24 protein-coding genes are annotated in these 25,642 nt (G+C 70.5%); 10 read left to right on the top strand and 14 right to left on the bottom strand.

The window, feature by feature from the left end; all coding sequences use genetic code 11:
* The 7 genes from ACFO0B_RS27595 to ACFO0B_RS27565 form a co-directional block, all read right to left on the bottom strand.
* Positions 1–2,238 carry a 3'-5' exonuclease gene (locus ACFO0B_RS27595; protein WP_378615928.1) on the bottom strand — a complete coding sequence of 746 codons (2,238 nt, stop codon included), beginning with the start codon at positions 2,236–2,238 and terminating at the stop codon, positions 1–3.
* Between the two features lie 77 nt (positions 2,239–2,315).
* Positions 2,316–3,794, bottom strand: a complete 1,479-nt coding sequence (locus ACFO0B_RS27590) for a TerD family protein (protein WP_378615926.1) — start codon at positions 3,792–3,794, stop codon at positions 2,316–2,318.
* Positions 3,795–4,087: 293 nt separating this feature from the next.
* On the bottom strand, positions 4,088–4,420 hold the full coding sequence (locus ACFO0B_RS27585; protein WP_378615924.1) for a Fic family protein: 333 nt from the start codon (positions 4,418–4,420) through the stop codon (positions 4,088–4,090).
* A gap of 304 nt (positions 4,421–4,724) precedes the next feature.
* Entirely contained in the window at positions 4,725–5,336 is a 612-nt protein-coding gene (locus ACFO0B_RS27580; protein WP_378615922.1) for a hypothetical protein, read from the bottom strand.
* Positions 5,336–6,208, bottom strand: coding sequence for a WXG100 family type VII secretion target (locus ACFO0B_RS27575; protein ID WP_378615920.1), 873 nt, complete (start codon positions 6,206–6,208; stop codon positions 5,336–5,338). The genes ACFO0B_RS27580 and ACFO0B_RS27575 overlap by 1 nt, the downstream gene beginning before the upstream one ends.
* Positions 6,205–6,516: a hypothetical protein gene (locus ACFO0B_RS27570; protein ID WP_378615918.1), complete on the bottom strand. Its 312-nt coding sequence runs from the start codon at positions 6,514–6,516 to the stop codon at positions 6,205–6,207. The genes ACFO0B_RS27575 and ACFO0B_RS27570 overlap by 4 nt, the downstream gene beginning before the upstream one ends.
* Before the next feature lies 1 nt (position 6,517).
* Positions 6,518–7,213 (bottom strand): hypothetical protein, encoded by a 696-nt coding sequence (locus tag ACFO0B_RS27565; protein WP_378615916.1) that lies wholly within the window; start codon positions 7,211–7,213, stop codon positions 6,518–6,520.
* Between the two features lie 253 nt (positions 7,214–7,466).
* On the opposite strand from ACFO0B_RS27565, the gene ACFO0B_RS27560 reads away from it, so the two are divergent.
* The 3 genes from ACFO0B_RS27560 (at position 7,467) to ACFO0B_RS27550 (ending at position 10,601) form a co-directional block, all read left to right on the top strand.
* Complete coding sequence (locus ACFO0B_RS27560; protein ID WP_378615914.1) at positions 7,467–8,669, top strand: argininosuccinate synthase; 1,203 nt, start codon at positions 7,467–7,469, stop codon at positions 8,667–8,669.
* Positions 8,666–10,072, top strand: coding sequence for an argininosuccinate lyase (gene argH, locus ACFO0B_RS27555; protein ID WP_378615912.1), 1,407 nt, complete (start codon positions 8,666–8,668; stop codon positions 10,070–10,072). Before ACFO0B_RS27560 ends, argH begins: the two co-directional genes overlap by 4 nt.
* Before the next feature lie 196 nt (positions 10,073–10,268).
* Positions 10,269–10,601 carry a hypothetical protein gene (locus ACFO0B_RS27550; RefSeq protein WP_378615910.1) on the top strand — a complete coding sequence of 111 codons (333 nt, stop codon included), beginning with the start codon at positions 10,269–10,271 and terminating at the stop codon, positions 10,599–10,601.
* Positions 10,602–10,682: 81 nt separating this feature from the next.
* Here ACFO0B_RS27550 and ACFO0B_RS27545 read toward each other — a convergent pair whose 3' ends face one another.
* Positions 10,683–11,033, bottom strand: a complete 351-nt coding sequence (locus ACFO0B_RS27545; RefSeq protein ID WP_378615907.1) for a hypothetical protein — start codon at positions 11,031–11,033, stop codon at positions 10,683–10,685.
* Positions 11,034–11,227: 194 nt separating this feature from the next.
* The gene (gene idi, locus ACFO0B_RS27540; protein ID WP_378615905.1) at positions 11,228–11,776 is read right to left on the bottom strand and encodes an isopentenyl-diphosphate Delta-isomerase; all 549 of its coding nucleotides are present in this window, start codon (positions 11,774–11,776) and stop codon (positions 11,228–11,230) included.
* A 202-nt stretch (positions 11,777–11,978) separates the two neighbouring features.
* On the opposite strand from idi, the gene ACFO0B_RS27535 reads away from it, so the two are divergent.
* Together ACFO0B_RS27535 and ACFO0B_RS27530 are read left to right on the top strand one after the other, a co-directional pair.
* Entirely contained in the window at positions 11,979–14,879 is a 2,901-nt protein-coding gene (locus ACFO0B_RS27535) for an AMP-binding protein (RefSeq protein WP_378616246.1), read from the top strand.
* Positions 14,880–14,973: 94 nt separating this feature from the next.
* Positions 14,974–15,573 (top strand): class I SAM-dependent methyltransferase, encoded by a 600-nt coding sequence (locus ACFO0B_RS27530; protein ID WP_378615903.1) that lies wholly within the window; start codon positions 14,974–14,976, stop codon positions 15,571–15,573.
* Between the two features lie 12 nt (positions 15,574–15,585).
* On the opposite strand, the gene rffA is transcribed toward ACFO0B_RS27530, so the two are convergent.
* Entirely contained in the window at positions 15,586–16,725 is a 1,140-nt protein-coding gene (rffA, locus tag ACFO0B_RS27525) for a dTDP-4-amino-4,6-dideoxygalactose transaminase (protein ID WP_378615901.1), read from the bottom strand.
* Positions 16,715–17,809 carry a glycosyltransferase gene (locus ACFO0B_RS27520; RefSeq protein ID WP_378615899.1) on the bottom strand — a complete coding sequence of 365 codons (1,095 nt, stop codon included), beginning with the start codon at positions 17,807–17,809 and terminating at the stop codon, positions 16,715–16,717. The genes rffA and ACFO0B_RS27520 overlap by 11 nt, the downstream gene beginning before the upstream one ends.
* 234 nt (positions 17,810–18,043) lie before the next feature.
* Between ACFO0B_RS27520 and ACFO0B_RS27515 the strand changes: the two genes are divergently transcribed.
* Genes ACFO0B_RS27515 through ACFO0B_RS27505 form a run of 3 tightly spaced genes read left to right on the top strand, consistent with a single transcriptional unit; the run spans position 18,044 to position 21,049 of the window.
* Positions 18,044–20,212, top strand: a complete 2,169-nt coding sequence (locus ACFO0B_RS27515) for a hypothetical protein (protein WP_378615897.1) — start codon at positions 18,044–18,046, stop codon at positions 20,210–20,212.
* Positions 20,209–20,823: a GtrA family protein gene (locus tag ACFO0B_RS27510; RefSeq protein ID WP_378615892.1), complete on the top strand. Its 615-nt coding sequence runs from the start codon at positions 20,209–20,211 to the stop codon at positions 20,821–20,823. Before ACFO0B_RS27515 ends, ACFO0B_RS27510 begins: the two co-directional genes overlap by 4 nt.
* 4 nt (positions 20,824–20,827) lie before the next feature.
* The gene (locus tag ACFO0B_RS27505; protein ID WP_378615890.1) at positions 20,828–21,049 is read left to right on the top strand and encodes a Trm112 family protein; all 222 of its coding nucleotides are present in this window, start codon (positions 20,828–20,830) and stop codon (positions 21,047–21,049) included.
* A gap of 2 nt (positions 21,050–21,051) precedes the next feature.
* On the opposite strand, the gene ACFO0B_RS27500 is transcribed toward ACFO0B_RS27505, so the two are convergent.
* From ACFO0B_RS27500 to ACFO0B_RS27490, 3 genes are read right to left on the bottom strand one after another with little or no spacing between them, the layout of a single operon-like run.
* Positions 21,052–21,654, bottom strand: coding sequence for a TetR/AcrR family transcriptional regulator (locus ACFO0B_RS27500; protein ID WP_378615888.1), 603 nt, complete (start codon positions 21,652–21,654; stop codon positions 21,052–21,054).
* On the bottom strand, positions 21,651–22,418 hold the full coding sequence (locus tag ACFO0B_RS27495; RefSeq protein ID WP_378615886.1) for an ABC transporter permease: 768 nt from the start codon (positions 22,416–22,418) through the stop codon (positions 21,651–21,653). The genes ACFO0B_RS27500 and ACFO0B_RS27495 overlap by 4 nt, the downstream gene beginning before the upstream one ends.
* Positions 22,415–23,143 carry an ABC transporter ATP-binding protein gene (locus ACFO0B_RS27490; protein ID WP_378615884.1) on the bottom strand — a complete coding sequence of 243 codons (729 nt, stop codon included), beginning with the start codon at positions 23,141–23,143 and terminating at the stop codon, positions 22,415–22,417. The genes ACFO0B_RS27495 and ACFO0B_RS27490 overlap by 4 nt, the downstream gene beginning before the upstream one ends.
* A 37-nt stretch (positions 23,144–23,180) precedes the next feature.
* Between ACFO0B_RS27490 and ACFO0B_RS27485 the strand changes: the two genes are divergently transcribed.
* Both ACFO0B_RS27485 and tyrS read left to right on the top strand, forming a co-directional pair.
* The gene (locus tag ACFO0B_RS27485) at positions 23,181–23,828 is read left to right on the top strand and encodes a DNA-3-methyladenine glycosylase (RefSeq protein ID WP_378616244.1); all 648 of its coding nucleotides are present in this window, start codon (positions 23,181–23,183) and stop codon (positions 23,826–23,828) included.
* A gap of 105 nt (positions 23,829–23,933) precedes the next feature.
* Complete coding sequence (gene tyrS, locus ACFO0B_RS27480) at positions 23,934–25,226, top strand: tyrosine--tRNA ligase (RefSeq protein WP_378615883.1); 1,293 nt, start codon at positions 23,934–23,936, stop codon at positions 25,224–25,226.
* The last annotated feature ends 416 nt before the right edge of the window (positions 25,227–25,642 follow it).

Raw genomic sequence — 25,642 nt, 5'->3', positions numbered from 1 at the left:
TCAGCGCAGCAGCTCGGAGCGGGCGCCGTACCAGGTGACGACCAGCTCGTCCCTGGCGCGGCTGGCCGCGACGTACAGCAGCGACCGCTCCCGCTGCCTGGCGTCGGCCTGCTCCTCCTCCGGCACCTGCACGGCGACCTTCGCGGGCACGTGGTCGCTGTCGATCCCGGCCAGAACGACGCAGCGGAACTCCATCCCCTTGCCCCGGTGCATGGTCAGCACCTGGACCGCGTCGTCGGTGGCCGGCTCCCTGTCCAGCGCCATGGCGGGGATGCCGCGGCGGCGGAGTTCGGTGACGAATTCGTCGCGGTCGTTCGCGCCGCGGGTGAGGATCGCGATATCGCCCGGCTGCACGCCGCGTTCGCCGAGCCAGCGCTGCACGGTCGCGGTCACCGTCTCGAATTGCTCCCCCGGCGAGGCGCATTCGAGCATTCGCGGGTCGGGGCCGAGCCGGGCCGAGGTGTACCCGGCCGTCGTCTCGGCTGCTTCCTCCAGGTCGGTGTAGTTCGCGCCGTCCAGGATGCGGACCGCGAACTGCAGGTTCTGTGCGGTGGTGCGGTAGTTCAGGGTCAGCCTGCTCGACCGGCCGCGGATATTGATGCCGAGCCGGTTGAGCACGACGGGCTGGCCGTAGATCCGCTGATGCGAGTCCTCGGCGATGAACAGGTCATCCGGGCCATCGGGGACGAGGGCACGCAGCAGTCGCCAGTGCGTGGCGTGCAGATCCTGCGCTTCGTCCACGATGACGTGGTCGGCCTGATATCCGTTCCCGGCCTCGGCCTGCACCCGCAGAACCGCGGCCGCGACGGCGAGCACTTCGGGGTAGCTGAGGCTGCCGCCGACCCGGTTCGATTTCCGGTACTCCTCGAAGACCTTCCAGACCGCGGTGCGCTGGGCGCGTGACAATCGGATGCCGCGCCCCGCCCTCGGCACCCGCGCGTACCCCTCCAGCGTGGTGATTTCATTGCCGAGGACCACCGCCACGTACTCCGGCGCGAGGAACGAGCTGTTCCGGAGGCGTGGATCGAGATCGACGCCCGCTGCCCGGACGGCGGCGGCCCACCCTCGGTCGTCGCCGGTGCGCTTACCGCGCCTCGCACCCGCACCGGGACCGAGCACCTGTTCCGCCGCGCTCTGGTAGTGGTGAGCGGAGGCCCTGGTCAGTACGGCCTGCGCGAGGCTGTCCAACCCGGTCACATGCACGCCGGGCGCCCCCGGCCGGTCGGCGATCGGCAGCTTCGGGTCGAGCGCGCGCAGGTCGGCTTCCATGGTCAGGGCCAGCGTCTTGTTGAAGGTGGTCAGGACGATTCGCGCGCCGGGAGCGCGAGTGGCCAGGTAGCGGGCCCGGTGCAGCGCGACGACGGTCTTGCCGGTGCCCGCGCCGCCGGAGAGCCGGAAGGCGCCACGGTTGCTCTTCTCCACGTACCGCCGCTGATTGGGGTGCAGGAAGGTGCGCCACGCCTTGAAGTCGCCCTCCTCGATCACCCGGCGCAGCTCGTCGTTGTCGTCCACCAGCGTGAACTGCATCCTGGTCGCCGGGTGGTCGAGTGCCGCGATGACCTGCTCGTTCTCGTCCAGGCTCGGATCCACCGGTTGCTCGGTGAAGCCGAGCGCGTCGCGAATGTCCTCGATGGCGCGGCCCACCGCGAGCTCGAGCAGCGCGTTCTGCTGCCAGGTGACCTCGGTGGTCTGGGCCGCCGCCAGCACCGCGTCCTGATCCGGCGCCGCCAGCGCGCGCTCGGCGAGCTCCGGGGCGAGGCCGAGCCGGTCGGTCAGATCGGCCGGGGTGAAGCCGATGTGGCTGAGGTAGCCGACGGCGGGCCGGGTCGCGAGCCGGGCCAGCGCCCCGGTCGGGTCGGGAACCACCGTGCGCTTCCTGCGATCGCCGTGCCCGTCCAGCTCGCCGACGATGCCCTCGAGCACCCCGTTCACCGGATTCACCCGCAGCGTCGACTTCTCGGCCAGCTGGTTCGCCTCGTCGTGCTTCCAGGTGCCGAGGTAGACGTACGTGGTCTCGACCGCCCTGCCGTCGATCCGGAACATGATCGCCCGGTAGTTGAGATCCACCCGCCCGGTGCGGACCCGGGAGTCCACCGCGCCCTTGATCGGCTCGATGTGCAGCCCCGGCAGCGTGTCATCGGCACGCACCTTCTCGAAGAAGTCGTACACCTTGTTCTTGACCGAGCCGTCGAGCCGCGGCATCGATTTGTTGTTGGTCGCCAGCACCACCAGCGCCATCCGCGCCACTCCCTCGCCTCGGTCACCCCCGCGTCCCGGCCGTGCTCGGCATGCGGTCGCTGTTCGTTCAGAGCATCCTAGGGGGAATGTCGCGCCGGAGGCAGTGGCGCGAGGTGGGGTCGCATGGCGGTCAGGTCGTAGTCGCGGGGGTCGCGCAGCGGCGGTCGCAGGAGCGGAACCGTGATCGGTGGACCGTCCAGGACAGCGGGGCTCGCCTCGTTCGCCTTGACGGCGTCGATCCGCAGCTTGGCCGCGACCGACGAGCCGGTGATCTCACCCCAGCAGGCGGTGAGCAGCCCCCGCGACTCCAGGTGCTGGATCATCGGCAGGAACCGCTGACTCGTCTGCGGCGTCAGCTGACCGACCCGCATGCCGTCGACGCGGACCTCGACGTGCGGCTTCGCCCGGCTGCCCGGCGCCGAGTTCTCGTGCAGGGTGACGAAAAGCAGCCCGATGCCGCCTTCCGGCACGAACCGGGACAGCGCCCCGAAGTGCTCGTGCTCCTTGGTCACCTGGACGATCCTGGAGCGCGGCAGCAGCGTGTACGGAGACTTCGGCGGGTCGTTGACGGGAATAGCGAGGACCGGCTCTTCCAAGCCGATGCGCACGTCGGCGTCGACCTCGGTCCTACCCTCCCAGTCGTCGTACTCGTGCAGCCGGATCGTGCTCGACGTGATGGGGAACAGCCCCGACGCCACGATGCGCCGGAGCGGTGGCGCCCAGGTCTGCGCGTCGCCCGGCTTCAGATACCCGATGGTGCGGCCCGCCGCGCGCACCGACACACTCCACGGCCCGCGCGGTCCGTCCGGTTCGGGAACCAGCCGGACCACGGGGGAGAGGTCGCCGTACCGGCCGGAGGTCTCCGGCGGGTACAGGCTCCGGATCGCGGGCAGGAACTCCTTCTCGATCGCCAGGTCATAGCTCTGCCAGCTCCGGTTCTGCCCCCACAGCGGGTAGACCGGGTCGGCCGCGTGCTCGGTGTCCGACGGCGCCAGGTCGGGTGTGGAGACCTCCGGCGCGATGTCGTCGTCGGCCACCGAGACGCCGAAGTCGGTCGCCAGCCCGGCCAGCCCGGAATCCCAGCCCTGCCCCATTGCCCGTACTTTCCAGGTGTCGTCCCGGCGGTAGACCTCCCCGAACAAGAATGCGGACTCCGTGGTGGCGTCGGCGGTGGCGAAGGTGGCCAGCGGCTCGCCGCTCTCACCGAGAATCGTCAGCGAAAGCTCGCCGAGCGCACCGAAGGTGCCGGTGTCGACGCTGCCGACCAGCGCGATGGTCCGGACGCCCGCGGGAACGTCCGTGAGCCCGATGTCGATCAACGCCTGATTCGCGGGGCCGCCCGCACCCGCCCGGAACCGCACCGAGCCGTCGGCCGAGTGCGGCTGGTTGTAGAAGACGAAGTCGGCATCGGACCTGACCTTGTGATCGTCCCCGAGCAGGAGCGCGGAGGCGTCCACCTCGACGCCGGAAGCACCCCACCCGATCACCGCGACGACGCGCTGCACGCCCGCGGGAATGACGAGGTTCTGTCCACGCTGCAGAATCGGAGACGTCACAGCGGAAACCTTACTTGCTCGCCAATTGCTCTGCGCAGGAGTGGTCTTGCGCTGGTACGGCGGTACCGAATTATGGCGTATCGCGTTCCGGCCGGAAACCGCCCTCGGTGGTGATCAGTTCGTAGGACGTACTTCGTCCGCTCGAATCGGAGCATCGGAGCGCGCCGAGGTCGACGAGTTCGTTGATGTCGCGGAGCCCTGGGAGGTCTTGGTGTTGATCGCCCGATTTCGGGTGGTCAGTGTTCCGTCGAAGCCGTCCAGGATTCGGGTGAGCATATCGAGCTGACGGGGGTTCATCGCTGCCGTGTGCCAGGTCCGCCAGAAGTTCGCTTTCGCGAGTGCCGCGTCGATGGTGGCATCGGCGTCGCTGATCGATCGACGCAGTGCGTCGAGGAACCCGAGCAGCCAGCCGGTGACGTCGAGATCGCCTCGCTGAGTGTGTTCGAGGATGGCGTAGTAGTTCTTGCGATCGCGCTGGATCTGGGCGGACAGGCTGTAGACGCGGCGGCGGCTCTGCTGGATCGAGCGAAAGCGAGGTCCTCTATGGCACGAGCGATTCTGCCGTTCCCGTCGTCGAACGGATGGATCGTCACGAACCACAGGTGTGCCAGGCCGGCTTTGAGCACCGGGGGTTCGGGACGCGCTGTCTGCCGTACGGGCCGGAGATCACCTCCATCGGCCCGGTCTCGTTGGTGCGCCAGCCGCCGACCGTGATGCGTGATTTGCCGGAGTAGCCGGTGGGAAAAGGCCCGCGTGCAAACCGAACAGACGCGCCCGCGTCATGGGCCGATCGTAGTGGCGGGTCGCGTCGAGGGTCATTTCCACGACACCGACCGACCCTGCGGTCGGTCGGTGTCGCCGCGCCGATATCCACGCCGAGTCTGCGGGCGATGTGTTGGTTCCGGAAGCCCGATGGCAGAAAGCGAGCGCTCAGCGAGGAGGTGCGGGAGAAGCTGGGTCGCCGGGCAGTTCGCTGATGAGTGTGTCCGTATAGCGGAAGAGGAAGTCGATCGCTTTGCGCAGGTTGTCGTCTGTCATCATCAATTCGCCCGAAGCGGTGTGAGTCTGCGGGACAACGATTTCCAGTGTCGCGTTCCATTGTCCGACCCGGGCGGCCAGGAGCACCTGTCCGGAGCCGAACCATGGATTGCGGCGCCAGTCCCAGATCCAGAGTTCCCTGCCGTCCCGAACGGTCTTTTCGTAGCCCTTGTAATTGCCGGTGGGATCGGGGTCGTCGGGGGAGTGCCGCAGCTGATAGTTGCCGACACGCAGGCCGTCGCCGACATTGACGAGCGCACACTCGCCCCAGCGGGTGACCGTGGCATCCGGGCTCAGGACCGGCGCCGTTCGCACGTCCACCGCTCCCAGGTCGCCGGTGAAGAAGTCGCGCACCGAGTCGCACAACTGCGCGACCTGCACGGACGGCTCAGGGGCGACCGTGGTGCCGGGTTGCTCCCCCGTGGCGCACCCTGCGAGGAGAGCGACGAGAATTGTGGCCGCGGTGGCGATTTCGGGTGCGGCGAGGCGCCATGGCCTGCGCATCAGAGTTCCCAATCCGACTTGTCGCCATCGGTGACCGAGGCGTCTCCGATGGCATCGCGGACTGCTTCGATGCCGTAGCCGTAGCTGGTGACGACGGCGGGTGGCCACCGACCCGCGGGCAAGCCTCTCGGGGCGGCCACGGCGTCATATACCTTGTTGCCTTCGACCATGTTCGTCAAGGCATTGTCCGCGATCGACGTGGCGAGGCCGAGCACCAGGCTTTTCGACGCCTGTGTAGCGCTGACCAGGTTCGACGATGCCGTGATGTATCCCATGGGGAAGTTGAGTGCCGACGAGATATAGGAACCCGTCAGGTTGGTCACCGTGTTGATCATGTCCTGAATCTTGGTGGCCAGGTCGGTGTAGAGCGCGAGTTCGGCCGCCGCGATGTTTTCGAGGCTGCCCGCTATCTGCGTGGCTGCCTCGGACAGTGACGTGCATGCCAAGCCCTGCCGCTGGTGGATATCGCGATAGCGGTTCGACGCATCGCCCTGCCACTCGGTATAGAGGACCGTCTCGGATATCGCTGTGAACGCGTTGTTGATGTCGTTCTTGACGTTCCGCCACTGCAGGGCGAAATCGATGAATTCGACCGGAACATTCAACCCCGGTTCCATTCCGGCGAGTCTGTCTCCGGTCTCGCCCAGCGCCGAATTGATGTCGTCCCTGTTTTTCCACACCAGATCGACCTGGCGCTCGGCCAGCACCGGGGCCGCGACATTTCCGGTCGCCGCGGCGGCGGCACCATTGGTTCGGATCAAAGAGGCGAGTTTGCCGTGCCAGTCCTGGACTTTGCTCGGCAATTCGTCTATCGCGCTCTGGCCCGACCTTATCGTGTCGATCTGGCGCAGCAGTTCGTCCCGGCTGGTCATCTCGGGCCCTGGGTGTTCTGGATCGCGTGCGCGCCGGCCTCTTCGTTCGCCTGGTAGCTGTCGTGGGCCTGCTGCAGCACCGTGGCGATGTCCTCGAAGACCGCTCGGCCCTCGCGCATCCGGTCCGTGAAGTATCCCGGAGCCGGCGCGTACTTCTCCAGGGCGCCCGCGAACGCCCCCGCCTTGCTCGCGGCGATGGTCAGCCCCATTGCCTTGGTCGCCGCGAGTTCGAAGTGGTGGGCGGCCTCCTCCCACTTTCCCGCCGCGTGCTCCATCAAAGCCAGGGAGACAACTACCTTGTCGGCCAACTCAGACCGTCCTCTCGTCGAAAAGCCGTTGGCGATGCCGATCCAGGTGAAACTCGAGGTCGGCGTTCGAGTAGCGGGAATAGTCGCCGGTCACGGCGAAGCGGGGACGCAGGGCGCGGACGCGGTCGGCGCATCGAACGATGTCGTCGAAGATTCGGTGCGGCTCCACCCCTGCCGCCCACGGCGACTGGACCTCGATGGCGAGGAGATAGTCTCGGTCTGCTCGGACCGTGGTAGCCGGCCCGCCGCGGAACAGGGTGCCCCCGTGCACTTCGTATCGCTCGTTGGTGACGATTCTGCTCGATACCGTTGTGAACTGTTCCCACGTCGTGGTCTCCAGCAGGATGGCCATGACCGTGCGCTGGTCCGGCACCGCATTGTCCGAGATCTCGTGCGGGGTGGGGATCCGCTCGGTGGCGAACAGGGCAGTCATGCGCGTTTGCACCGCGAAGTGGTAGGCCCGCAGCAATTCGTCGCCGACTTCGTGCGGTGCCACATATCGCTGCCACTCCGCGTCGAACGCGATGCCGATCGGCAGGAGTCCCCGGTCCAAGGTCATGGCCGCGAAGGCCGAACCGCTGGGCCGCGTAGCTACCTCGGTGGTTCGGCTCCGGTCACCGCGGGGCTGCTCCAGCGGTTCGTCGTCCCAGAATTCGTCGGGGTTGTCGTAGTGATTGAAGTGCCCGCTGACCGCCACGGTGATCGCTCACCGCGGGATGCGTGCGTGGACAGTGCGGCTCGAGTCGACCATTGCTACCCCCCAGTACCTTCTGCGTCGCTCGGCAACTCTGCTCCCTCCGCCTCCGTCCTGTCAAACGATGGTGAACCCGCGGGTACGCAGTACTCTTCCCCGAGCACCCCGACCCCCGCCGATGAATGGCTTTGCAGACTCATGCATAATCATTTGCAGAGGGCAGCACCCCACACAGAAACTTAGGAGCACACACACCATGTCCGATCGCGTCGTACTCGCCTACTCCGGTGGCTTGGACACCTCCGTCGCCATCAGCTGGATCGGCAAGGAGACCGGCGCCGAGGTCGTTGCCGTCGCCATCGACCTGGGCCAGGGCGGCGAGGACATGAACGCGGTGCGGCAGCGCGCGCTGGATTGCGGGGCGGTCGAGGCGATCGTGGTGGACGCGCGGGACGAGTTCGCGAACGACTACTGCCTGCCGACGGTGCAGGCGAACGCGATGTACCAGGGCAAGTACCCGCTGGTGTCGGCGATCAGCCGGCCGCTGATCGTGAAGCACCTGGTGGAGGCGGCCAAGTTCCACGGGGCGAGCACGGTGGCGCACGGGTGCACCGGCAAGGGCAACGATCAGGTGCGGTTCGAGGTGGGGATCGGGGCGCTGGCGCCGGATCTGAACGTCATCGCGCCGGTCCGCGACTACGCCTGGACCAGGGAGAAGGCGATCGCCTTCGCCGAGGAGAACCAGCTGCCGATCAGCGTCACCAAGAAGTCGCCGTTCTCGATCGACCAGAACGTGTGGGGGCGCGCGGTGGAGACCGGGTTCCTGGAGGACCTGTGGAACGCGCCCACCAAGGACGTCTACGACTACACCGCCGACCCGACGGTGAACTTCGAGGCGCCGGACGAGCTCATCGTCACCTTCGACAGGGGCGTTCCGGTGGCCATCGACGGCAAGCAGGTGTCGGTGCTGGAGGCCATCGTCGAGCTGAACAGGCGGGCGGGGCGGCAGGGCGTCGGCCGGCTGGACATGGTCGAGGACCGGCTGGTCGGCATCAAGAGCCGGGAGATCTACGAGGCGCCGGGCGCCATCGCGCTGATCACGGCGCACCAGGAACTCGAGGCCGTGACGGTCGAGCGGGAGCTGGGGCGGTACAAGCGGCAGGTGGAGCAGCGCTGGAGCGAGCTGGTCTACGACGGCCTGTGGTTCTCGCCGCTCAAGCGCGCGCTGGACGCCTTCGTCGCGGAGACCCAGGAGCACGTCTCCGGTGACATCCGGATGGTGCTGCACGGCGGCAACGTCGTGGTCAACGGGCGCCGCAGCGAGCAGTCGCTGTACGACTTCAACCTGGCCACCTACGACGAGGGCGACACCTTCGACCAGTCGCTGGCCAAGGGCTTCGTGCAGATCCACGGCCTCTCCTCGAAGGTCGCCGCGCGGCGCGACCTGAACCAGAAGTGAGCGGCGGCACCAATACCGGCGCGCTCTGGGGCGGCCGGTTCGCCGACGGCCCGGCCGCGGCCATGGCGGCGCTGAGCAAGTCGACGCACTTCGACTGGGTCCTGGCCCCGTACGACGTCCGGGCGTCGAAGGCGCACGCCAGGGTGCTGCACAAGGCCGGGCTGCTTTCGGCGCCCGATCTGGAGGCCATGCTCAGCGGGCTGGACGGGCTGGACGCCGATGTGGCGTCCGGGGCGTTCGGCCCGGCGGAGTCGGACGAGGACGTGCACGGTGCGCTGGAGCGCGGGCTGATCGAGCGGGTCGGCGCGGAGCTCGGCGGCAGGCTGCGCGCGGGGCGCTCCCGGAACGACCAGGTGGCGACGCTCTTCCGGATGTGGCTGCGGGACGCCGCCCGCCGGGTCGAGGCCGGGCTGCTGTACGTGGTCGACGCGCTGGTCGCGCAGGCCGAGGCGCACCCGGACGTGGTGATGCCGGGCAAGACGCACCTGCAGGCGGCGCAGCCGGTGCTGCTCGCGCACCACCTGCTCGCGCACGCGCACCCGCTGCTCCGCGACATCGACCGGCTGCGCGACTTCGACAGGCGGGCGGCGATCTCGCCGTACGGCTCGGGGGCGCTCGCCGGCTCCTCGCTCGGTCTCGAACCGGAGGCCATCGCGGCCGACCTGGACTTCCACGCGGCGGCGGCGAACTCGATCGACGCCACCTCGGCCCGCGACTTCGCGGCGGAGGCGGCCTTCGTGCTCGCCATGATCGGCGTCGACCTGAGCCGGATGGCGGAGGAGATCGTCGTCTGGAGCACGCCGGAGTTCGGCTACATCACGCTGGCCGACGCCTGGTCCACCGGCTCGTCGATCATGCCGCAGAAGAAGAACCCGGACGTCTCCGAGCTCACCCGCGGCAAGGCGGGGCGGCTGATCGGCAACCTCACCGGGCTGCTCGCCACGCTCAAGGCACAGCCGCTCGCCTACAACCGGGACCTGCAGGAGGACAAGGAGCCGCTCTTCGACTCGGTGGCCCAGCTGGAGCTGCTGCTTCCCGCCATCGCGGGGCTGGTGGGCACGCTCACCTTCCACCCGGAGCGGCTGGCGGCGCTGGCCCCGGCCGGCTTCACGCTGGCCACCGATATCGCGGAATGGCTGGTGCGGCAGGGGGTTCCGTTCCGGGTCGCGCACGAGGCGGCCGGTGGCTGCGTGCGGGCGGCCGAGGCGCGCGGGGTCGGGCTGGACGAGCTCACCGACGCGGAGTTCGCGGCGGTCGATCCGGCGCTCACCCCCGCGGTGCGCGAGGTGCTCACGGTGGCGGGTTCCATCGCCTCCCGCGACGCGAAGGGCGGTACCGCGGGTGTGCGGGTGGCGGATCAGCTCGCCGAGGTGAAGGCGGAGGTCGCGCGGCTGCGCGGATAGGTGGCGGCGCGACCGTGGACCCGTCCGGCCGCGTCGCCCGTCCGGCCACAGGCTCGTTGAGCCCCGCGTCGGCCTCGCGGCCCGGTCGCGAAACCCGCTGTCAGACCCTGTTTCTTGTCGGACCCCCCCGGTAGAATCGACAGTGTGTTCGAACGCGAGTCCGTGCGTTCGACACCATCAGGGATGGGAGGGCCCCGTGACCGAATCCGCCACCGCCCGCATCGGAAGCGTCACCGAACTCCGCAGCGCGAGCCACCGCTACCGGCGGCCCGCGTCGGAACCGCTCACGCCGTACACGCCGCTGGTCCGGCGCCCGCTGCCCGCGGGTAAGCCGAGGCACTGGTACATCACGCACAACCGCAGGCTCAAGGCCATGCGGCTGGCCATCGCGCTACTGGACGCCGGGACCTACCTGCCGACCCAGGCGAACAACGAGAAGATCCGGCGCACCGCCGAGCAGGTCGGCATCCGGCCGCCGTCGGACGCCACCTGCCGGATGGTACGCACCATGCTGCGTTACAGCCGGTAGCCGGAGACGACGCCGGCCGGGCGCGCGGAGTGCGCTACCCGGCCGGTATCCCGCGGGCCCGTCTGCCCGACGGGCGAGTTCTCAGGCCGCCACGGCGGCGGTCAGCTTGTCCAGCTCGGCCTCGAGGTCGGCCACGTCGACCACGAGCCGGGTGTACTCGCCACCGGCCAGGTCGATCCGGATGGCGCGGCCGGTGAAGGTGGTGTCCCAGAATTCCTTGCGGCCCCTGCCCCGGTAGGTACCCGCGGCGATCACCCCGGGGAAGAAGGTGCCGGGGGCGCGCACCCACGGCGGGCGCAGATCCACCTCGGCGGAGGTGATGGTCTCGATATCGGCGACGTCGAGGGTCAGCTGCCCGCGCAGCGCCAGGATGCGGTGTCCGCCGAGCACGTTCAGCGTCACCGTCGACTCGTCCAGCTCCAGCTCGACCATCGGTAGACCTCCCGGTTGCGTCGCGTGCGATCAGGGGTGATCGCCGTTCGAGTTCCACTCTGGCCGGGGCTGCTGGCCGGGTGCTGAGCCCAGCCTGTGAGTTCCCCAAGTCTTTCGATCGTCGATACCGGGATATGCGCATCCAACTATGTTGATCGACCGGCAACCCCGCGCCCGAGAGGACGCGGGGGAAGTCAGCCGAGGGCGACGTCGAGGACGCCGGTGAGCCACGGGGTGAAGTCGCCGGGGCGGGCGCGCAGCTCGGCGCGCAGTTCGTCGGGGGCGACCCAGCGCACCTCGGCGACCTCGGCGGGGTCGGGGCGCGGCACCTCGTGCGCCAGCGTCCCGGTGAGCACGTGGTCCCATTCGTGCTCGACCCGGCCGGTGCGCTCGTCGTCGGCGCGGTAGCTGTAGACGCCGCGCTCGGTGAGCCCGGTGGTCAGCCCGAGCTCCTCGATCAGCCGGACCGTCGCGGCGGCGACCACCGGCTCGCCCGGCGCCGGGTGCCCGCAGCAGGCATTGGCCCAGAGCAGCGGGAACCTGGTCTTGACCGCGGCCCGGCGCTGCAGCAGCACCCGGCCCTCGGAGTCGAAGAGCACCACCGAGAAGGCGCGGTGCAGCCGGCCGGGCTGCTGGTGCGCCTCCAGCACGGGGCAGGCGCCGACGGCTTGCCCGGTCTCGTCGACGAGCTCGACGGGCAGGGTCTCGCGATCGGTGGCCGGCGGCTGCGCGATGTCGGTCATTTCTCCAGCCTATCGGCGAACCCGGGTCACAGCCCGGCCGCACCTGACCGGCGGGGTCGTAGGGCCGGGACATAATGGGTACGCGATGTGCGAAGCTCGACGGGGCACGTCGGATGCGTGTGAGAGCGGTCACGGTGAGGTACGGCCAGGAGCGATCGTGAATTTCGGTGTGCAGGGAATCGCCGGTTCGGTGCAGCGTCTGATGGCGACGGCACAGAACGGGCTCGAGGTGATCCGCTTCGGCGGGCTGACGCACGATGTGGAGTCGTCGCCGTTCGAGGTGGTCGAGCGCAGACGCATGTACCGGCTCAGGCACTACTTCCCCGACGAGGTCGCGGACGGCCGCCCGGTGGCGCTGCTGGTGCCGCCGCTGATGGTCAACGCCGACATCTGGGACGTGGGCGCCGAGGACGGCGCGGTCGGCATCCTGAACCGCGGCGGCGTCGACTGCTGGGTGGTCGACTTCGGCTCGCCCGCCACCGAGGAGGGCGGCTGGCAGCGCGACCTGGCCGACCACATCCTGGCGATCAGCAGCGCCATCGACACCGTCACCGAGGCCACCGGCAGCGACGTGCACCTGATGGGGTATTCGCAGGGCGGCATGTTCGCCTACCAGACCACCGCCTACCGCTACGGCAAGGGCGTCGAGAGCATCGTGACCTTCGGCAGCCCGGTCGACATCGTCAACGGCATGCCGTTCGGGCTGCCCTACGGCATGGTCTCCGAGGCCGCCGACTTCGTCGCCGACCACGTGCTGAACCGGCTGCCGATCACCGACTCCATGGTGCGCATCGGCTTCCAGCTGCTCGACCCGGTCAAGACCGCCAAGTCACGGATCGACTTCCTGCGCCAGCTGCACGACCGTGAGGCGCTGCTGCCCAAGGAGCGGCAGCGCCGCTTTCTGAACAGCGAGGGCTGGGTCGGTTACGCCGGGCCGGCCGCGGCCGACCTGCTCAAGCAGTTCGTGGCGCACAACCGGATGATGTCCGGCGGTTTCGTGATCCGCGACCACCCGGTGTCGCTGGCCGAGCTCCGCTGCCCGATCCTCGCCTTCGTCGGCGAGGTGGACGACATCGGCCAGCCCGGCGCGGTGCGCGGCATCGTGCGCGCGGCCCCGCACGCCGACGTCTACGAGGCGACGCTGCTGGCCGGGCACTTCGGCCTGGTCGCAGGCTCGACCGCGAGCAACCGCACCTGGCCGCTGGTGCGGCAGTGGATCGACTGGCTCGACCGCGAGCACACGTTGCCGCCGGAGATCACGCCCATGTCGGAGTACGTCGCGCCGAACACCCCGCGCTCGGCCGCGGCCCGCGCCATCCACACCGCCGGTTCGCTGGTGGAGGCGGGCACCGGGCTCGGCAAGGCGCTGGAAAATCTCGCCTCCGGGGCGATGAAGGGCTCGGTGGAGCTGGTCGGCGAGGCCGCGCGGGCGCTGCCCCGGCTCACCCGGCTCGGCACCATCCAGCCGCACACCCGGATCTCGCTCGGCCGGCTGCTCGCCGAGCAGGCGAACCGGGCGCCGAACCGCGACCTCTTCCTCTTCGACGACCGGGTGCACACCAACGAGGCGGTGAACGCCAGGATCGACAATGTGGTCCGCGGGCTGATCTCGGCGGGCGTGCGCCCGGCGAACCGGGTCGGCGTGATCATGGAGACCAGGCCGAGCGCGCTGGCCACCGTCGCCGCGGTCTCCCGGCTCGGCGCGGTCGCGGTGCTGCTCGCGCCGGGCAGCGAGCTGAAGCGCGCGCTCGCCGTGACCGGGGTGCGCACCGTGGTGAGCGACCCGGAGAACCTGCGCCAGGCCGCCGCCACCGGCGCCCGCGTGCTCGTCCTCGGCGGTGGCGCCGACCGCGAACTGGACATCCCCGCCGGCGGCGACGTCACCGACCTGGAGCAGGTCGACCCCGCCGCCGTGCCACTGCCCGGCTGGTACACCCCGGACCCGGGGCTGGCCCGCGAGCTGGCCTTCGTGCTGGTGATCGGCACCGGCGACCGGCTGGAGACCAAGTACATCACCAACCACCGCTGGGCGCTCTCCGCCTTCGGCACCGCGACCTCGGCCGACCTGGACCGCAGGGACACGGTGTACTGCCTCGCGCCGCTGCACCACTCGTCCGGGCTGCTGGTCAGCCTCGGCGGCGCCATCGCGGGCGGCAGCCGGATCGCGCTGGCCCGCTCGCTGGACCCGCACCGCTTCGGCGAGGAGGTGCACCGCTACGGCGTCACGGTGGTGACCTACACCTGGACCATGATGCGCGACATCCTGGACGCCGAGGTCTTCCCGAAGGGGCACCGGCACCCGATCCGGCTCTTCATCGGCTCCGGCATGCCCGCGGGGCTGTGGCGGCGCACGGTCGAGCAGTTCGAGCCCGCCCGGGTGCTGGAGTTCTACGCCTCCATCGAGGGTGAGGTGGTACTCGCCAATGTCAGCGGCGTCAAGCACGGCTGCAAGGGCAGGCCGGTGCCGGGCACCGCGCGGGTCGAGCTGGTCGCCTACGACCCGATCGCGGAGGAGGTCCTGGTCGACGACTCCGGCTATGCCAGGCGCTGCGCGGACAACGAGGTCGGGCTGCTCATCGGCAAGGCCGCGGACAGCGTCGACCTCTCCACCGGCGGGCTGCGCGGGGTCTTCGCGCGCGGCGACTCCTGGATGCCGACCGAGAACCTCTTCCGCCGCGATTCCGACGGCGACTACTGGCTCATGGACCGGCGCGACACGGTGATCCAGGGCAAGCGGGGCCCGGTCTATTCGCAGCCCATCGTCGACGTGCTGAACGACATCGGCGCGGTGGACATGGAGGTCGCCTACGGCCTCCCCGACGGCGGGCACTGCCTGGCGGTGGCGGCGGTGAGCGTGCGCGAAGGGCACCGGCTGGAGCCGAAGGACGTCACCGAGGCGCTGCGCGCGCTCGACCCGGACCAGCGCCCCGACATCGTGCACGTGGTTCCGGAGATCCCGCGCAGCGCCACCTTCCGGCCGTCGACGCGGGCGGTCCGGGAGACCATGCCACCCGCCCCCGGGCCGGACACCTGGTACTACGACCGGCAGTCGGAGAGCTACGAGGTGCTCACGGAGGCGGAGGCCGGCCGGCTGCCGGGGTGATCGACCCGCGCCGGAGCCCGGCGGCGGCTCCGCTCGCGCTCGTCGCGAAACCCGGCGTGCGCGAGCGGATCCGGGGATGGCATAGTCGGGGCCCGTGAGCACCAGCCTCATCTACCGCAACGGCATGGTCTACGGCGTTCTGATGCGCGCCCTCTACGGGCGGCACTACCCGGACCGGTTCCGCGCCGTCGCGGCGGAGATCCCGCACGGCGCGTCGGTGCTCGACCTGTGCTGCGGCCCGTCCACGCTCTACACCCGGTACCTGCGTGACCGGGAGGTGGACTACCACGGGCTCGACCTGAACGAGCGCTTCGTCGCCGACGTGCGCAAGGCAGGCGGCCGCGCCGACGTCTGGAATCTGGGCGACGGCGCCCCGCTGCCCGCCGCCGACGTGGTGCTCATGCACGCCAGCCTCTATCACTTCCTGCCCGATGCCTCGCCGGTCGTCGACCGCATGCTCGCCGCCGCCGGTGACCGGGTGGTCATCGCCGAGCCCGTGCGCAACATGGCGAGCAGCGACAACAAACTGCTGGCCGCGCTCGGCAAGCGCTACACCGATGCCGGCGACGGCGCCCAGGCACACCGCTACACCGAGGAGACCCTGGACGCGCAGCTCGGCCGCTACGCCGACCGCGTCACCAAGGCGACGCTGATCGCCGGCGGCCGCGAGAAGCTGTACGTCCTCGAGCCGTAGCGCGCGGGCCCGTCAGACGGTGAACGCGGTGACCGCGTCGATCACCCGCTCGACCTGCTCGTCGGCGAGATCCGGCCAGAGCGGCAGGCGCAGCACCGTCGCGGAGAACTCCGCGCTGTGCGCGCACGGCACCGGCGTGCGGCCGAGCTTGAGCCCGGCCGGGCTGGAGTCCAGCGGCACGTAGTGGAACGGCGCGGAGACGCCGAGCCCGGCCAGGTGCCGGATCAGATCGTCGCGCCGCCGCTCGGAGGGGGCCCGCAGGTAGTAGAGGTGCGCGGTGTGCTCGCGGTCGGCGGGGACCGTCATGAGCCGGATGTCGTTGCGCCGCGCCCACTCCGGCAGCGCGGTGGCGTAGGCGTGCCACACCCGGTGCCTGCCGGTCTGGATCAGGTCGAACTCGTCCAGCTGGGCGTCGAGCACGGCGGCGTTCAGCTCGCTCGGCAGGTAGCTGGAGCCGATGTCCTGCCAGGAGTACTTGTCCACCGCGCCGCGCAGGAACCGGGCCCGGTCGGTGCCCTTCTCCCGGATGATCTCCGCGCGCGCCATCAGGATCTCGTCGGAGAGCAGCAGCGCGCCGCCCTCACCGCAGTGCACGTTCTTGGTGTCGTGGAAGCTCAGCGTGCCGAGCGTGCCCAGGGTGCCGAGCGGCCTGCCGCGCCAGCGCCCGCCGAGCCCGTGCGCGTTGTCCTCGACCACCGCGAAGCCGTGCGCGGCCGCGAGCTCGAGCAGCCCCGCCATGTCCGCCGCGACGCCGCCGTAGTGGATGACGACGACGGCCTTGGTGCGCGCGGTCACCACGCGTGCCACCGCGGCCGGGTCGAGGTTGCCGGTCTCCGGATCGATGTCGGCGAAGACGCAGGTGGCCCCGCGCAGCGCCATCGAGGTCGCGGTGGAGGTGAAGGCGAAGCTGGGGACGATCACCTCGTCGTCCGGGCCGAGCTCGAGCAGCAGCCCGGCCATCTCCAGTGCCGAGGTGCAGGAGGTGGTGAGCAGCGCGTGCGGCGCCTCGGTGATCGCCTTCAGCTTGGCGGTGGCCGCCGCGGTGAAGGGCCCGTCGCCGTGGCTGTGATCGGAGCCGAGCACCGCCTCCAGGTTGACGAGTTCGCGCTGCGCGCGGTGCGGGCGGCTGAAGAGGATGCGCTCAGTGCTCAACCTGCTCTACCTCCCTGGTGGTGATGGTTTCCCCGGCGTGCTGGTCGAGCCGGGGGATGGGCGAGCGCACGGTCAGGTACAGCGGCTTGCCGACCAGGATGTGCAGCGCGACCCCGAGGTACTCGGCGATCAGCCCGAGCGAGAAGAGCGTCGCCCCGGAACACAGCAGCACCACCACGATCATCGACGCCCAGCCCTCCGGCGCCCAGTCCTCGGTGGTCATCGCCTCCCAGACGACGACGCCCGCGACCACCACACCGGCCAGCGCCAGCGTCACCCCGAGCATGCTCACCAGCCGGAGCCCGCGGGTTCCGCTGCACAGCACCATCTTCCAGAACAGCGAGAAGAGCCTGCGGTAGTTGTAGCCGGAGTCCTCGCGGCCCTCGGCGCGCAGCGCCACCGGAACCTGCGCCACCGCCCCGACCACCCAGGAGAGCGCGACGTCCAGGTAGGCGCCGTTGGAGGCGACGTCGGCGAGGCTGCGGCCGATGTCGCCGCGGATCAGCCGGAAGCTCTCGAACCGGGTGGAGTCGGGGAAGGCGAAGAGCGTGGCGAGCACCAGCTTGGCGCCGCGCGAGGTCAGGTTGCGCAGGAAGCCGTGCGGACGGGTGTTGCTCGGCTTGGAGTAGACCAGGTCGGCGCGCTCGGCGAGCGCCGCGTCCAGGAAGGCGGGAATGCAGGCCGGGTCGTGCTGGCCGTCCTCGTCCATGGTGACGATCCAGTCGCCGCGCGCCGCGGCCATGCCCGCGATGGTGGCGGCGTCCTGCCCGTAGTTGCGGCTCAGCCAGATCGGGCGCACCTGCGGGTGGCGCCGCTCCAGCTCCTGCAGTACGACGTCCGAGCGGTCCGGGCCGTGGTCGTGCACCAGCAGGATCTCGTCGACGACGAAGAGCGCGCCACCGGGGGTGGTGTCCGCCGCCGCGAGCCGGTCCAGCTCCGCGACCAGCGCCCCGATGGTGTCCTCGCCCCGGTACACCGGGACGACGACGGAGATCGAGTGCGGCCGGTCGACGCCGGGCCGGGCGAACTCGCCGTGCGGCGCGGTCTCGACCGGACGAGGGGGACGAGCGGAGGGGATCGGCATCAGCTGGATCGACTTTCGACAACGGTGCGTGCCGGCAACTCCCCGGCGGGGGAGGCGGACCCGAGACGACCGGAACTCTAACACGGTGCGGTAACGGTCCCCGCGCCCGAGCGGGCCCCTTCGGGCGGTTGCCGCGCGACCCGCGCACGGTAGGGTCTGGAACTCGTGACCGACAGTGCAGTACCGGAGTCGCGCCGGAATGTGTACCGGTGGGGCCTCGTCACCGTTCTCGGTGTGATCGCGGGCTATGCCGCCGTCCTGCTGGCCAATGCCAGGCATTACTACACCGACGACACCGAATCGCAGTACACCGCGCTCTGGGTCGGGCTCGGCCGTTCGCTGCGGGACGGTGTCTTCCCGGTGATGGTGCCCGAGCAGTGGATGGCCGGGAACAACACCATGGACGACGCGGGGCTCTTCAACCCGCCGCAGCTCCTGATCGACCTGATCGCGCCGTCGATCGACAACGTCGCGGTGTACGCCACCGTGGTCAAACTGGTCTTCGCGATCATCGCCGCGCTCGGCGTCTACCGGATCGCGCTGGTCTACGGCGCCCGGCCGGTGTGGTCCGCGGTGGCGGGTGTCGCCTTCCCGCTCTCCGGCTTCTTCCTCTTCTTCGACCAGGCCAGCTGGATGACGGCGCTCACCGGCACCGCTTGGCTGGTGCACGCCTGGGCCTCGTCGGTGCGCTACACCCGCGGCATCGGCGGCCCGATCCCGGTCTTCGTCTTCCTCTACCTGACGATCACCACGCAGTACATCTTCCCGGCCGTGGAGGCGGTGCTCATGCTGGCCGCGGTCGCCGTCGGCGAGCTGGTCCACCAGAAGCGCTGGCAGCCGATCGCCCGGCTCACCGCGGTCGCCGCCTGCGCCGGGCTGGCCGGGCTGATCGCCTTCCTGCCGAGCATGCTCTCGGCCAAGGTCACCTGGCGCGGCACCGCGCAGATCATCAACGACCAGTTCCTCACCGTGCCCTGGTCGGAGTCGCTGAACGCCAGCCTGCCCAGCGCGCTGCCCGCCTTCACCTCCTGGTGGAGCTACGTGCACCCGATGCCGGTCACCTACATCGCCTGGTTCCTGATCCCGGCGCTGGCCTTCATCGACTGGACGAAGGCGCGCGGCGCCTGGCGCGAGCTCACCGCGGTGGCGCTCTTCGCGATCATGATGCTCATGTGGACCGCGGGCCCCGGCTCGGTCGGGCCGCTGCGCTGGCCGGTGCGGGTGCTGCCGATGCTCGCCATCGGGCTGCTGGTGCTGGTCTGCGTGCTGATCGGCCGGTTCGGCACGGTCCGCGAGTGGAGGCCGCGCGCGATCGCCGCTGCGGTGCTGGTCCTCGCGCTGCTGGTGCGCTCGTTCTCCGCCGACCCGGCGCGGGTGGTCTGGCACCTGCTGGCCGCCGTCGCGCTGCTCGCGCTCGGCGCGGGCGTGGTGTATCTGGGCCGCACCCGCGGCACGGCCTTCGCCGGTGCGCTGACCCTGCTCGCCATGTTCCCCATCGCCTACTTCCAGGTGGACGCCGCGCAGCCGACGCCGATGGCGTGGAATCTGCCCGCGCACCGCTCCGACGCGCAGAAGTCCTTCCCCGACTTCCCCGGCACCACCCTGCAGCTCGGTGACCGCGGCCTGCTGCAGCCGCAGGACAAGAGCGTCGACGGTGCCTACGGCTCGCTGGTCTTCGGCAACTACGCCCGCGCGGTCGAGCTCGACTACGTCAACGGCTACACCCCGAGCGGCCACTTCTACTTCGGCGAGCTGCTCTGCATGCGCTGGGACGGCAGCGTCTGCCCGGACGCCTACCGCCGCATGTTCGCGCCCGAGCCGAGCACCGGCAGGCCCCTGGTCGACCTGATGAACGTCGACCGGGTCACGCTGCAGAAGGCGCTCTTCCCGGACGCCGGGCTGAACCCGGCCCCCGCGGGCTGGAAGTGGGTCGACTACCCGGGCAACGCCCGCTACATCTGGGTGCTGGAGCGGGAGAACGGGCTGATCTCCACCGTGAACGGCCGGATCTCGAACAGCGCGGGGGTCACCGCGACCTCGCTCGGCGAGACCGACACCACCAGCCGGGTCCGGGTCAGTTCGGCCGACGGCGGCAAGGTCACCTTCGCCCGGCTCGGCTGGCCCGGCTATCGCGCGACGCTGAACGGCAGGGACATCCCGATCACCACGGTGGCGAAGTCGTTCATCGCGATCGACGTCCCCGCGGGCACCGAGAACGCCGAGCTGGAGCTGACCTGGCGCCCGCCGGGCTGGAAGATCGGCATCGGCACCGCCGTCATCGGCCTGGCCGGGCTCGGCGTCCTGCAGTGGGGTTGGGTCCGCTCCCGCCGCCGCGCCGAGCCGGAGGCCGCCGAGACTCCCGCCGCCGAGCCGGACCGGCCCCTGGCGGATGTCGCGCCATGAGCACGGCCCCGCCGCCCGACCGCGGCGTGCTCGCCGACCCGAGCGGCGCGGCCCCGGGCACCGGAGCGGAGCCCGGCGGTGCGGCGGCCGGGGACTCGCCGGGTGCGGCGGCCGACACGACCCCGCCCGGCCCGCAGCACCCGGTCGCCCCGCTCGGCGGTCCGGCCGCTGTCGAGGTCGCCGCCGCGGAGCACCCCGAGCCCGGACTCCTGCTGCGCCTGGTGCGCCGCCAGGAGGTCGGCTTCGCGCTGATCGGCGGCTTCAACACCGTCTTCGGCATGGCGCTCACCCTGTTCTGGCTCTGGTTCCTGCCGGACTCCTGGCCCGCCGCGATCTCGGTCGTCTTCGCCTACGCCGTCGGCACCACGACGGCGTTCGCGCTGCACCGCACCCTGGTGTTCCGGGTGCGCGGCCGGGTGCTGCGCGACTTCCTCGGCTTCGTCGCGGTGAACTCCGGCGGCCTGCTGCTGAACGTCGTCCTGCTCTCGCTCGCCGTCGACGTGCTTGCGCTGCCGGAGATCCCGTCCACCGTCGTGGTCATGGCGCTGGTCGCCGTCGCGAGCTTCTTCGGGCACCGGCACATCTCCTTCCGCCGGCCCGAGGTAGGTTGACCCCATGCCGGAGCAGTACACCCTCGACCCGACCCTGCTGAGCCTGCTGGCCTGCCCGGAGGACAAGGGCCCGCTGCGGCTGGTGCGCACCGCCGACGGCGGCACCGTGCTCTACAACGAGCGGCTGGGCCGCGCCTACCCGATCGACGGCGGCATCCCGGTGCTGCTCATCGACGAGGCGCTCCCGGTGAGCGCCGCCGAGGCGGCCGCCTTCACCGACGCCTGAGCTCAGCCCAGCTCGCCGGTGAGGTAGCGCTGCACGGTCGGCCCGACCGCCGCCACCACCGCGTCCACCGGCATGGCGGCCAGCGGCTCCAGCTCGATCACCTTCCTGGCGATCAGCATGCCGAGCATCTGCGAGGCGACCAGCGCGACCCGCCCGCTGCCGTCGTCGGTCTCGGTGGCGATCCTGGCCCGCACCCGCTCCAGCGCCACCTCGACGAAGAAGCTGCGCGCCAGCCCGGGATCGGTGCCGGCCACCATCGTGCGCAGCACCGCGACCGCCGCGCTGCCCAGCTCGGAATCCCAGAGCGTCACCAGCGTGCGCACCATGGTCGCCCCCAGCTCGTCCAGCGGCGCCGCGGCGAATACCCGCATGACCACCTCGGGGTCGATCGGCAGCTCCACCACCGCGGCGAAGAGCTGCCGCTTGCTGCCGAAGTAGTGGTGCACCAGCGCCGGGTCGACCCCGGCGTCCCCGGCGACGGCCCGGATCGAGGTCCCGTCGAACCCGTTCTCGCTGAACCGCCTCCTTGCCGCGTCCAGAATCGCCGCGCGCGCCCCGGAGTTGCCAGGACGCCGCCCGGAGCGGCCCTGCGCCTCGCCGGTCACGCGGTGCGGCGGCGCAGCGTCGCCGCACCGAGCCCGAGCGCGACCACCGCGAAGGCGGCGACGATCGCCAGATCCCGCCACATCTTCCCGGTCGGCTCCGGATGGATCGCCACCTCCTGCAGCGCGTCCACCGCGTAGCTGAGCGGCATGACATCGCTGACCGCCTCCAGCCAGCCGGGCAGCTGTCCCCGCGGGACGAGCAGCCCGCACAGGAAGATCTGCGGCGCCACCACCACCGGCATGAACTGCACCGCCTGGAACTCGGTACGCGCGAAGGCGCTCGCCAGCAGGCCGAGCGCGACCCCGAGCACCGCGTCCAGCACCGCGATCAGCATCACCCAGCCCGGGTTGCCCGCCGCGTTCAGCCCGAGCAGCACGAACGCCACCAGGCAGGCCACCCCCGCCTGCGCCGCCGCGGCGAGCGAGAAGGCGGTGCCGTAGCCGCCGAGCAGGTCGAGCTTGCGCAGCGGCGTGGTGAGCAGCCGCTCCAGCGTGCCCGAGCTGCGCTCGCGCTGCATGGCGATGGCGGTGATCAGGAACATGACGATGAACGGCAGGATGCCGAGCATGCTGATCCCGACCCGGTCGAAGAGCGACGACTGCGCCTGCGGCGGGGTGGGGACGTCCTGGTAGACGAAGTACAGCAGCGCCATCAGCACCGCGGGCACCACCAGGATCATGGCGACGGTCCTGCGGTCGTTGCGCAGCTGGCGCAGGATGCGGCCGGTGGTGGCCGTGTAGGGACGCAGGGGCGCGGTGCTCATGCGGTCACTCCGGTCGTGATCAGCGCCAGAAAGGCGGATTCCAGGTTCTGCTCGCCGGTGCGGGCGCGCAGCTCGGCGGGGGAGAGCTCGGCCAGCAACCTGCCCTCGCGCATCAGCAGCAGCCGGTCGCAGTGCTCGGCCTCGTCCATGACGTGGCTGGAGACCAGCAGCGTCGTCCCCGCCGCGGCCAGCGCCGCGAACTGCTTCCACAGCTCGACGCGGAGCACCGGATCCAGCCCGACGGTCGGCTCGTCGAGCACCAGTAGCTCCGGCCGCGCGACCAGCGCGCAGGCCAGCGAGACCCGGGTCTTCTGCCCGCCGGAGAGCGCGTCGCCGCGGTTGCCGGCACGCTCTTCGAGCCCGACCGCGGCGATCGCCTCGTCCACCGCGGCCGCACCGCGTCCGTAGACCGCGGCGTAGTAGGCGACGTTCTCCCGGACGCTGATGTCGCTGTAGATGCTCGGCGCCTGGGTCACGTACCCCACCGCGGCCCGCAGCGCCGCCGACCCGGCGGGCCGCCCCAGCACGGTGACGCTGCCACCCTGCACCAGCTGGGTGCCGACGATCGCGCGCATGAGCGTGGTCTTCCCGCAGCCGGACGGCCCGAGCAGCCCGGTGATCGAGCCACGCGGAACGGTCAGCGCGATGCCGTGCAGCACCGGCCTGCCACCGCGCCGGACATCGAGGCCGTCGACCCGCACGGCCGGTTCGGAGGAATCGAGCATCTCGCCTCTATTCATCGAGTGTTGAATTCACTGTGTGATGAATTTACGCCCGGATCGAGGCGCGGCACAACCGTTCGGCAGAATCGGCCGGGTGCAGGAACTCGTCACCGACCCGCCCACCGCCGCCCGCCGCCTGCTCGGCGCCACGCTCTGGTCGGGCCCGGTGGGGCTGCGGATCGTCGAGGTGGAGGCCTACGGCGGCGACCAGGCCGGCCCGTGGCCCGACCCGGCCTCGCACTCGGCGCGCGGCCGGACGGCGCGCAATGCCGTCATGTTCGGTCCGGCGGGCGCGCTCTACGTCTACCTGAGCTACGGCATGCACATGTGCGCCAACGTCACCACCGGCCCGGACGGCACCGCCGGCGCCACCCTGCTCCGCTCCGGCGAGGTGCTCGCCGGGCTCGACGTCGCCCGCTCCCGCCGCCCGGCTGCCCGCACCGACGCCGCGCTCGCCCGCGGCCCCGGCAACCTGGGCAGCGCGCTCGGGCTGAGCCTGGCCGACTACGGCACCGACCTCACCGACCCGGCCACATCGATCCGTCTGGAACTCGGCCCCCCGCTCCCGGACGCGGCCGTCGCGGCCGGTCCGCGGGTCGGGGTGAGCCTGGCCGCCGACGTCCCGTGGCGCTTCTGGCTCCCCGATTCCCCCGCCGTCTCCGCCTACCGCCGCAGCCCGCGCGCGTAGTTTCAGCACCGCCCCTTCCCGAAGCGCCGCGGCGGCAACCCGGTGACCTCCTGGTTCGGTGCCTGACCAGCACCCCGGTTCGCCGGTGCGGCACAATCGGTCCACGTGAGCAGCGACATCATCGACGAACTGACCTGGCGCGGCCTGATCGCGCAGTCCACCGATCTGGATGCCTTGCGCGCGGCCCTGGCCGCAGCGCCGCTCTCGCTCTATGCCGGCTTCGACCCGACCGCCGCCAGCCTGCACGCGGGCCACCTCGTCCCGCTGCTCACCCTGCGCCGCTTCCAGCGGGCGGGGCACCGGCCCATCGTTCTCGCGGGCGGCGCGACCGGGCTGATCGGCGACCCGCGCGACGTCGGCGAACGCACCATGAACGCGGCCGACACCGTCGCCGAGTGGTCCGAGCGCATTCGCGCCCAGCTGGAGCGCTTCGTCGACCTCGACGATTCGCCCACCGGTGCCACCGTCGTGAACAACCTGGACTGGACCGGCTCGCTGTCGGTCGTCGACTTCCTGCGCGACGTCGGCAAGCACTTCTCGGTGAACGTCATGCTGGCCAGGGAGACCGTCAAGCGGCGGCTCGACACCGACGGCATCTCCTACGCCGAGTTCAGCTACATGCTGCTGCAGGCCAACGACTACCTGCAGCTGCGCCGCAGTCACGGCTGCCTGCTGCAGGTCGGCGGGTCGGACCAGTGGGGCAACATCATCGCCGGCGTCGAGCTGAACCGCCGGGTGGACGGCGAGGCGGTGCACGCGCTCACCGTCCCGCTGGTCACCTCGGCGGACGGCAAGAAGTTCGGCAAGTCCACCGGCGGCGGCAGCCTCTGGCTCGACCCCGAGCTGACCAGCCCCTACGCCTGGTACCAGTACTTCGTGAACACCGCCGATGCCGACGTCGTCCGCTACCTGCGCTGGTTCACCTTCCTGAGCCGCGAGGAGCTGGACGAGCTGGAGGCGGCCACCGCCGAGCGCCCGCACGCCAGAGAGGCGCAGCGCAGGCTCGCCGCCGAGATGACGACGCTGGTGCACGGCGAGGCCGAGACCCGCGGCGTACAGCTGGCGAGCCAGGCCCTCTTCGGCCGTGCCGACCTGCGCGAGCTCGGCGAGGCGACGCTCGCCGGCGCGCTCCGCGAGGCCGCGGTGGACGGGACGGTCGCCGAGATCGACCCGAACGGCGCGAACACCATCGTCGACCTGCTGGTGGCATCCGGGCTGTCGGAGAGCAGGGGAGCGGCCCGCCGCGCCGTCAACGAGGGGGGCGCCGCGGTCAACAACGAGCGCGTCACCGACCTCGACTGGACCCCCGGCGACAGCGACTACCTGCACGGACAGTGGCTGGTGTTGCGCCGAGGCAAGCGCAACTTCGCCGGCGTGCGCCGGGCCGCCCGAGAATGATCTTGAAAGTGGCCCGGATCACAACGGTGTGATTCCGGGCCGCTGCCCGGGTATGGCTGCGCTGACCTGCAGTTTCCCGGCGCCGACCAGGCGATTTGACGTCGCGTTTCCCGCCGCGTAACTTATTCCATGTCAGAGCGACACGGACACCGACCCGGGAGACCGGGACACGAGGTTGGACGGCTGAGCGCCTGACGGATTTGGATACCAGCTCTTGATGGGCTAGGCTGATCCAACAGCCTCACTGAAACTCCGGAGAGAAAATCCGGTTCGGATGTGTGTGCGTGTGTTCTTTGAGAACTCAATAGTGTGTCGATGAATGTCAGTGCCAAATTTTTTTGGTTCTCGATTTCTTGCACCCCCGTGTGAGGGTCGGGACATTTAGTCAGCAATTTTTTGCTGGCGTTTTGTTTTGC

Origin of the sequence: Nocardia jiangsuensis, assembly GCF_042650385.1 — a bacterium.
GTDB lineage: Bacteria > Actinomycetota > Actinomycetes > Mycobacteriales > Mycobacteriaceae > Nocardia > Nocardia jiangsuensis.
This window is presented reverse-complemented; position numbering and strand designations above follow the sequence as displayed.

What these genes read in the sequence shown, in the direction of transcription:
- ACFO0B_RS27595 (WP_378615928.1), bottom strand. Translation starts at nt 2,238, where the DNA reads ATGGCGCTGGTGGTGCTGGCGACCAACAACAAATCGATGCCGCGGCTC.
- ACFO0B_RS27580 (WP_378615922.1), bottom strand. Translation starts at nt 5,336, where the DNA reads ATGCGCAGGCCATGGCGCCTCGCCGCACCCGAAATCGCCACCGCGGCC.
- ACFO0B_RS27575 (WP_378615920.1), bottom strand. Translation starts at nt 6,208, where the DNA reads ATGACCAGCCGGGACGAACTGCTGCGCCAGATCGACACGATAAGGTCG.
- ACFO0B_RS27560 (WP_378615914.1), top strand. Translation starts at nt 7,467, where the DNA reads ATGTCCGATCGCGTCGTACTCGCCTACTCCGGTGGCTTGGACACCTCC.
- ACFO0B_RS27545 (WP_378615907.1), bottom strand. Translation starts at nt 11,033, where the DNA reads ATGGTCGAGCTGGAGCTGGACGAGTCGACGGTGACGCTGAACGTGCTC.
- idi (WP_378615905.1), bottom strand. Translation starts at nt 11,776, where the DNA reads ATGACCGACATCGCGCAGCCGCCGGCCACCGATCGCGAGACCCTGCCC.
- ACFO0B_RS27535 (WP_378616246.1), top strand. Translation starts at nt 11,979, where the DNA reads ATGGCGACGGCACAGAACGGGCTCGAGGTGATCCGCTTCGGCGGGCTG.
- ACFO0B_RS27520 (WP_378615899.1), bottom strand. Translation starts at nt 17,809, where the DNA reads ATGCCGATCCCCTCCGCTCGTCCCCCTCGTCCGGTCGAGACCGCGCCG.
- ACFO0B_RS27510 (WP_378615892.1), top strand. Translation starts at nt 20,209, where the DNA reads ATGAGCACGGCCCCGCCGCCCGACCGCGGCGTGCTCGCCGACCCGAGC.
- ACFO0B_RS27505 (WP_378615890.1), top strand. Translation starts at nt 20,828, where the DNA reads ATGCCGGAGCAGTACACCCTCGACCCGACCCTGCTGAGCCTGCTGGCC.
- ACFO0B_RS27495 (WP_378615886.1), bottom strand. Translation starts at nt 22,418, where the DNA reads ATGAGCACCGCGCCCCTGCGTCCCTACACGGCCACCACCGGCCGCATC.
- ACFO0B_RS27490 (WP_378615884.1), bottom strand. Translation starts at nt 23,143, where the DNA reads ATGCTCGATTCCTCCGAACCGGCCGTGCGGGTCGACGGCCTCGATGTC.
- ACFO0B_RS27485 (WP_378616244.1), top strand. Translation starts at nt 23,181, where the DNA reads ATGAATTTACGCCCGGATCGAGGCGCGGCACAACCGTTCGGCAGAATC.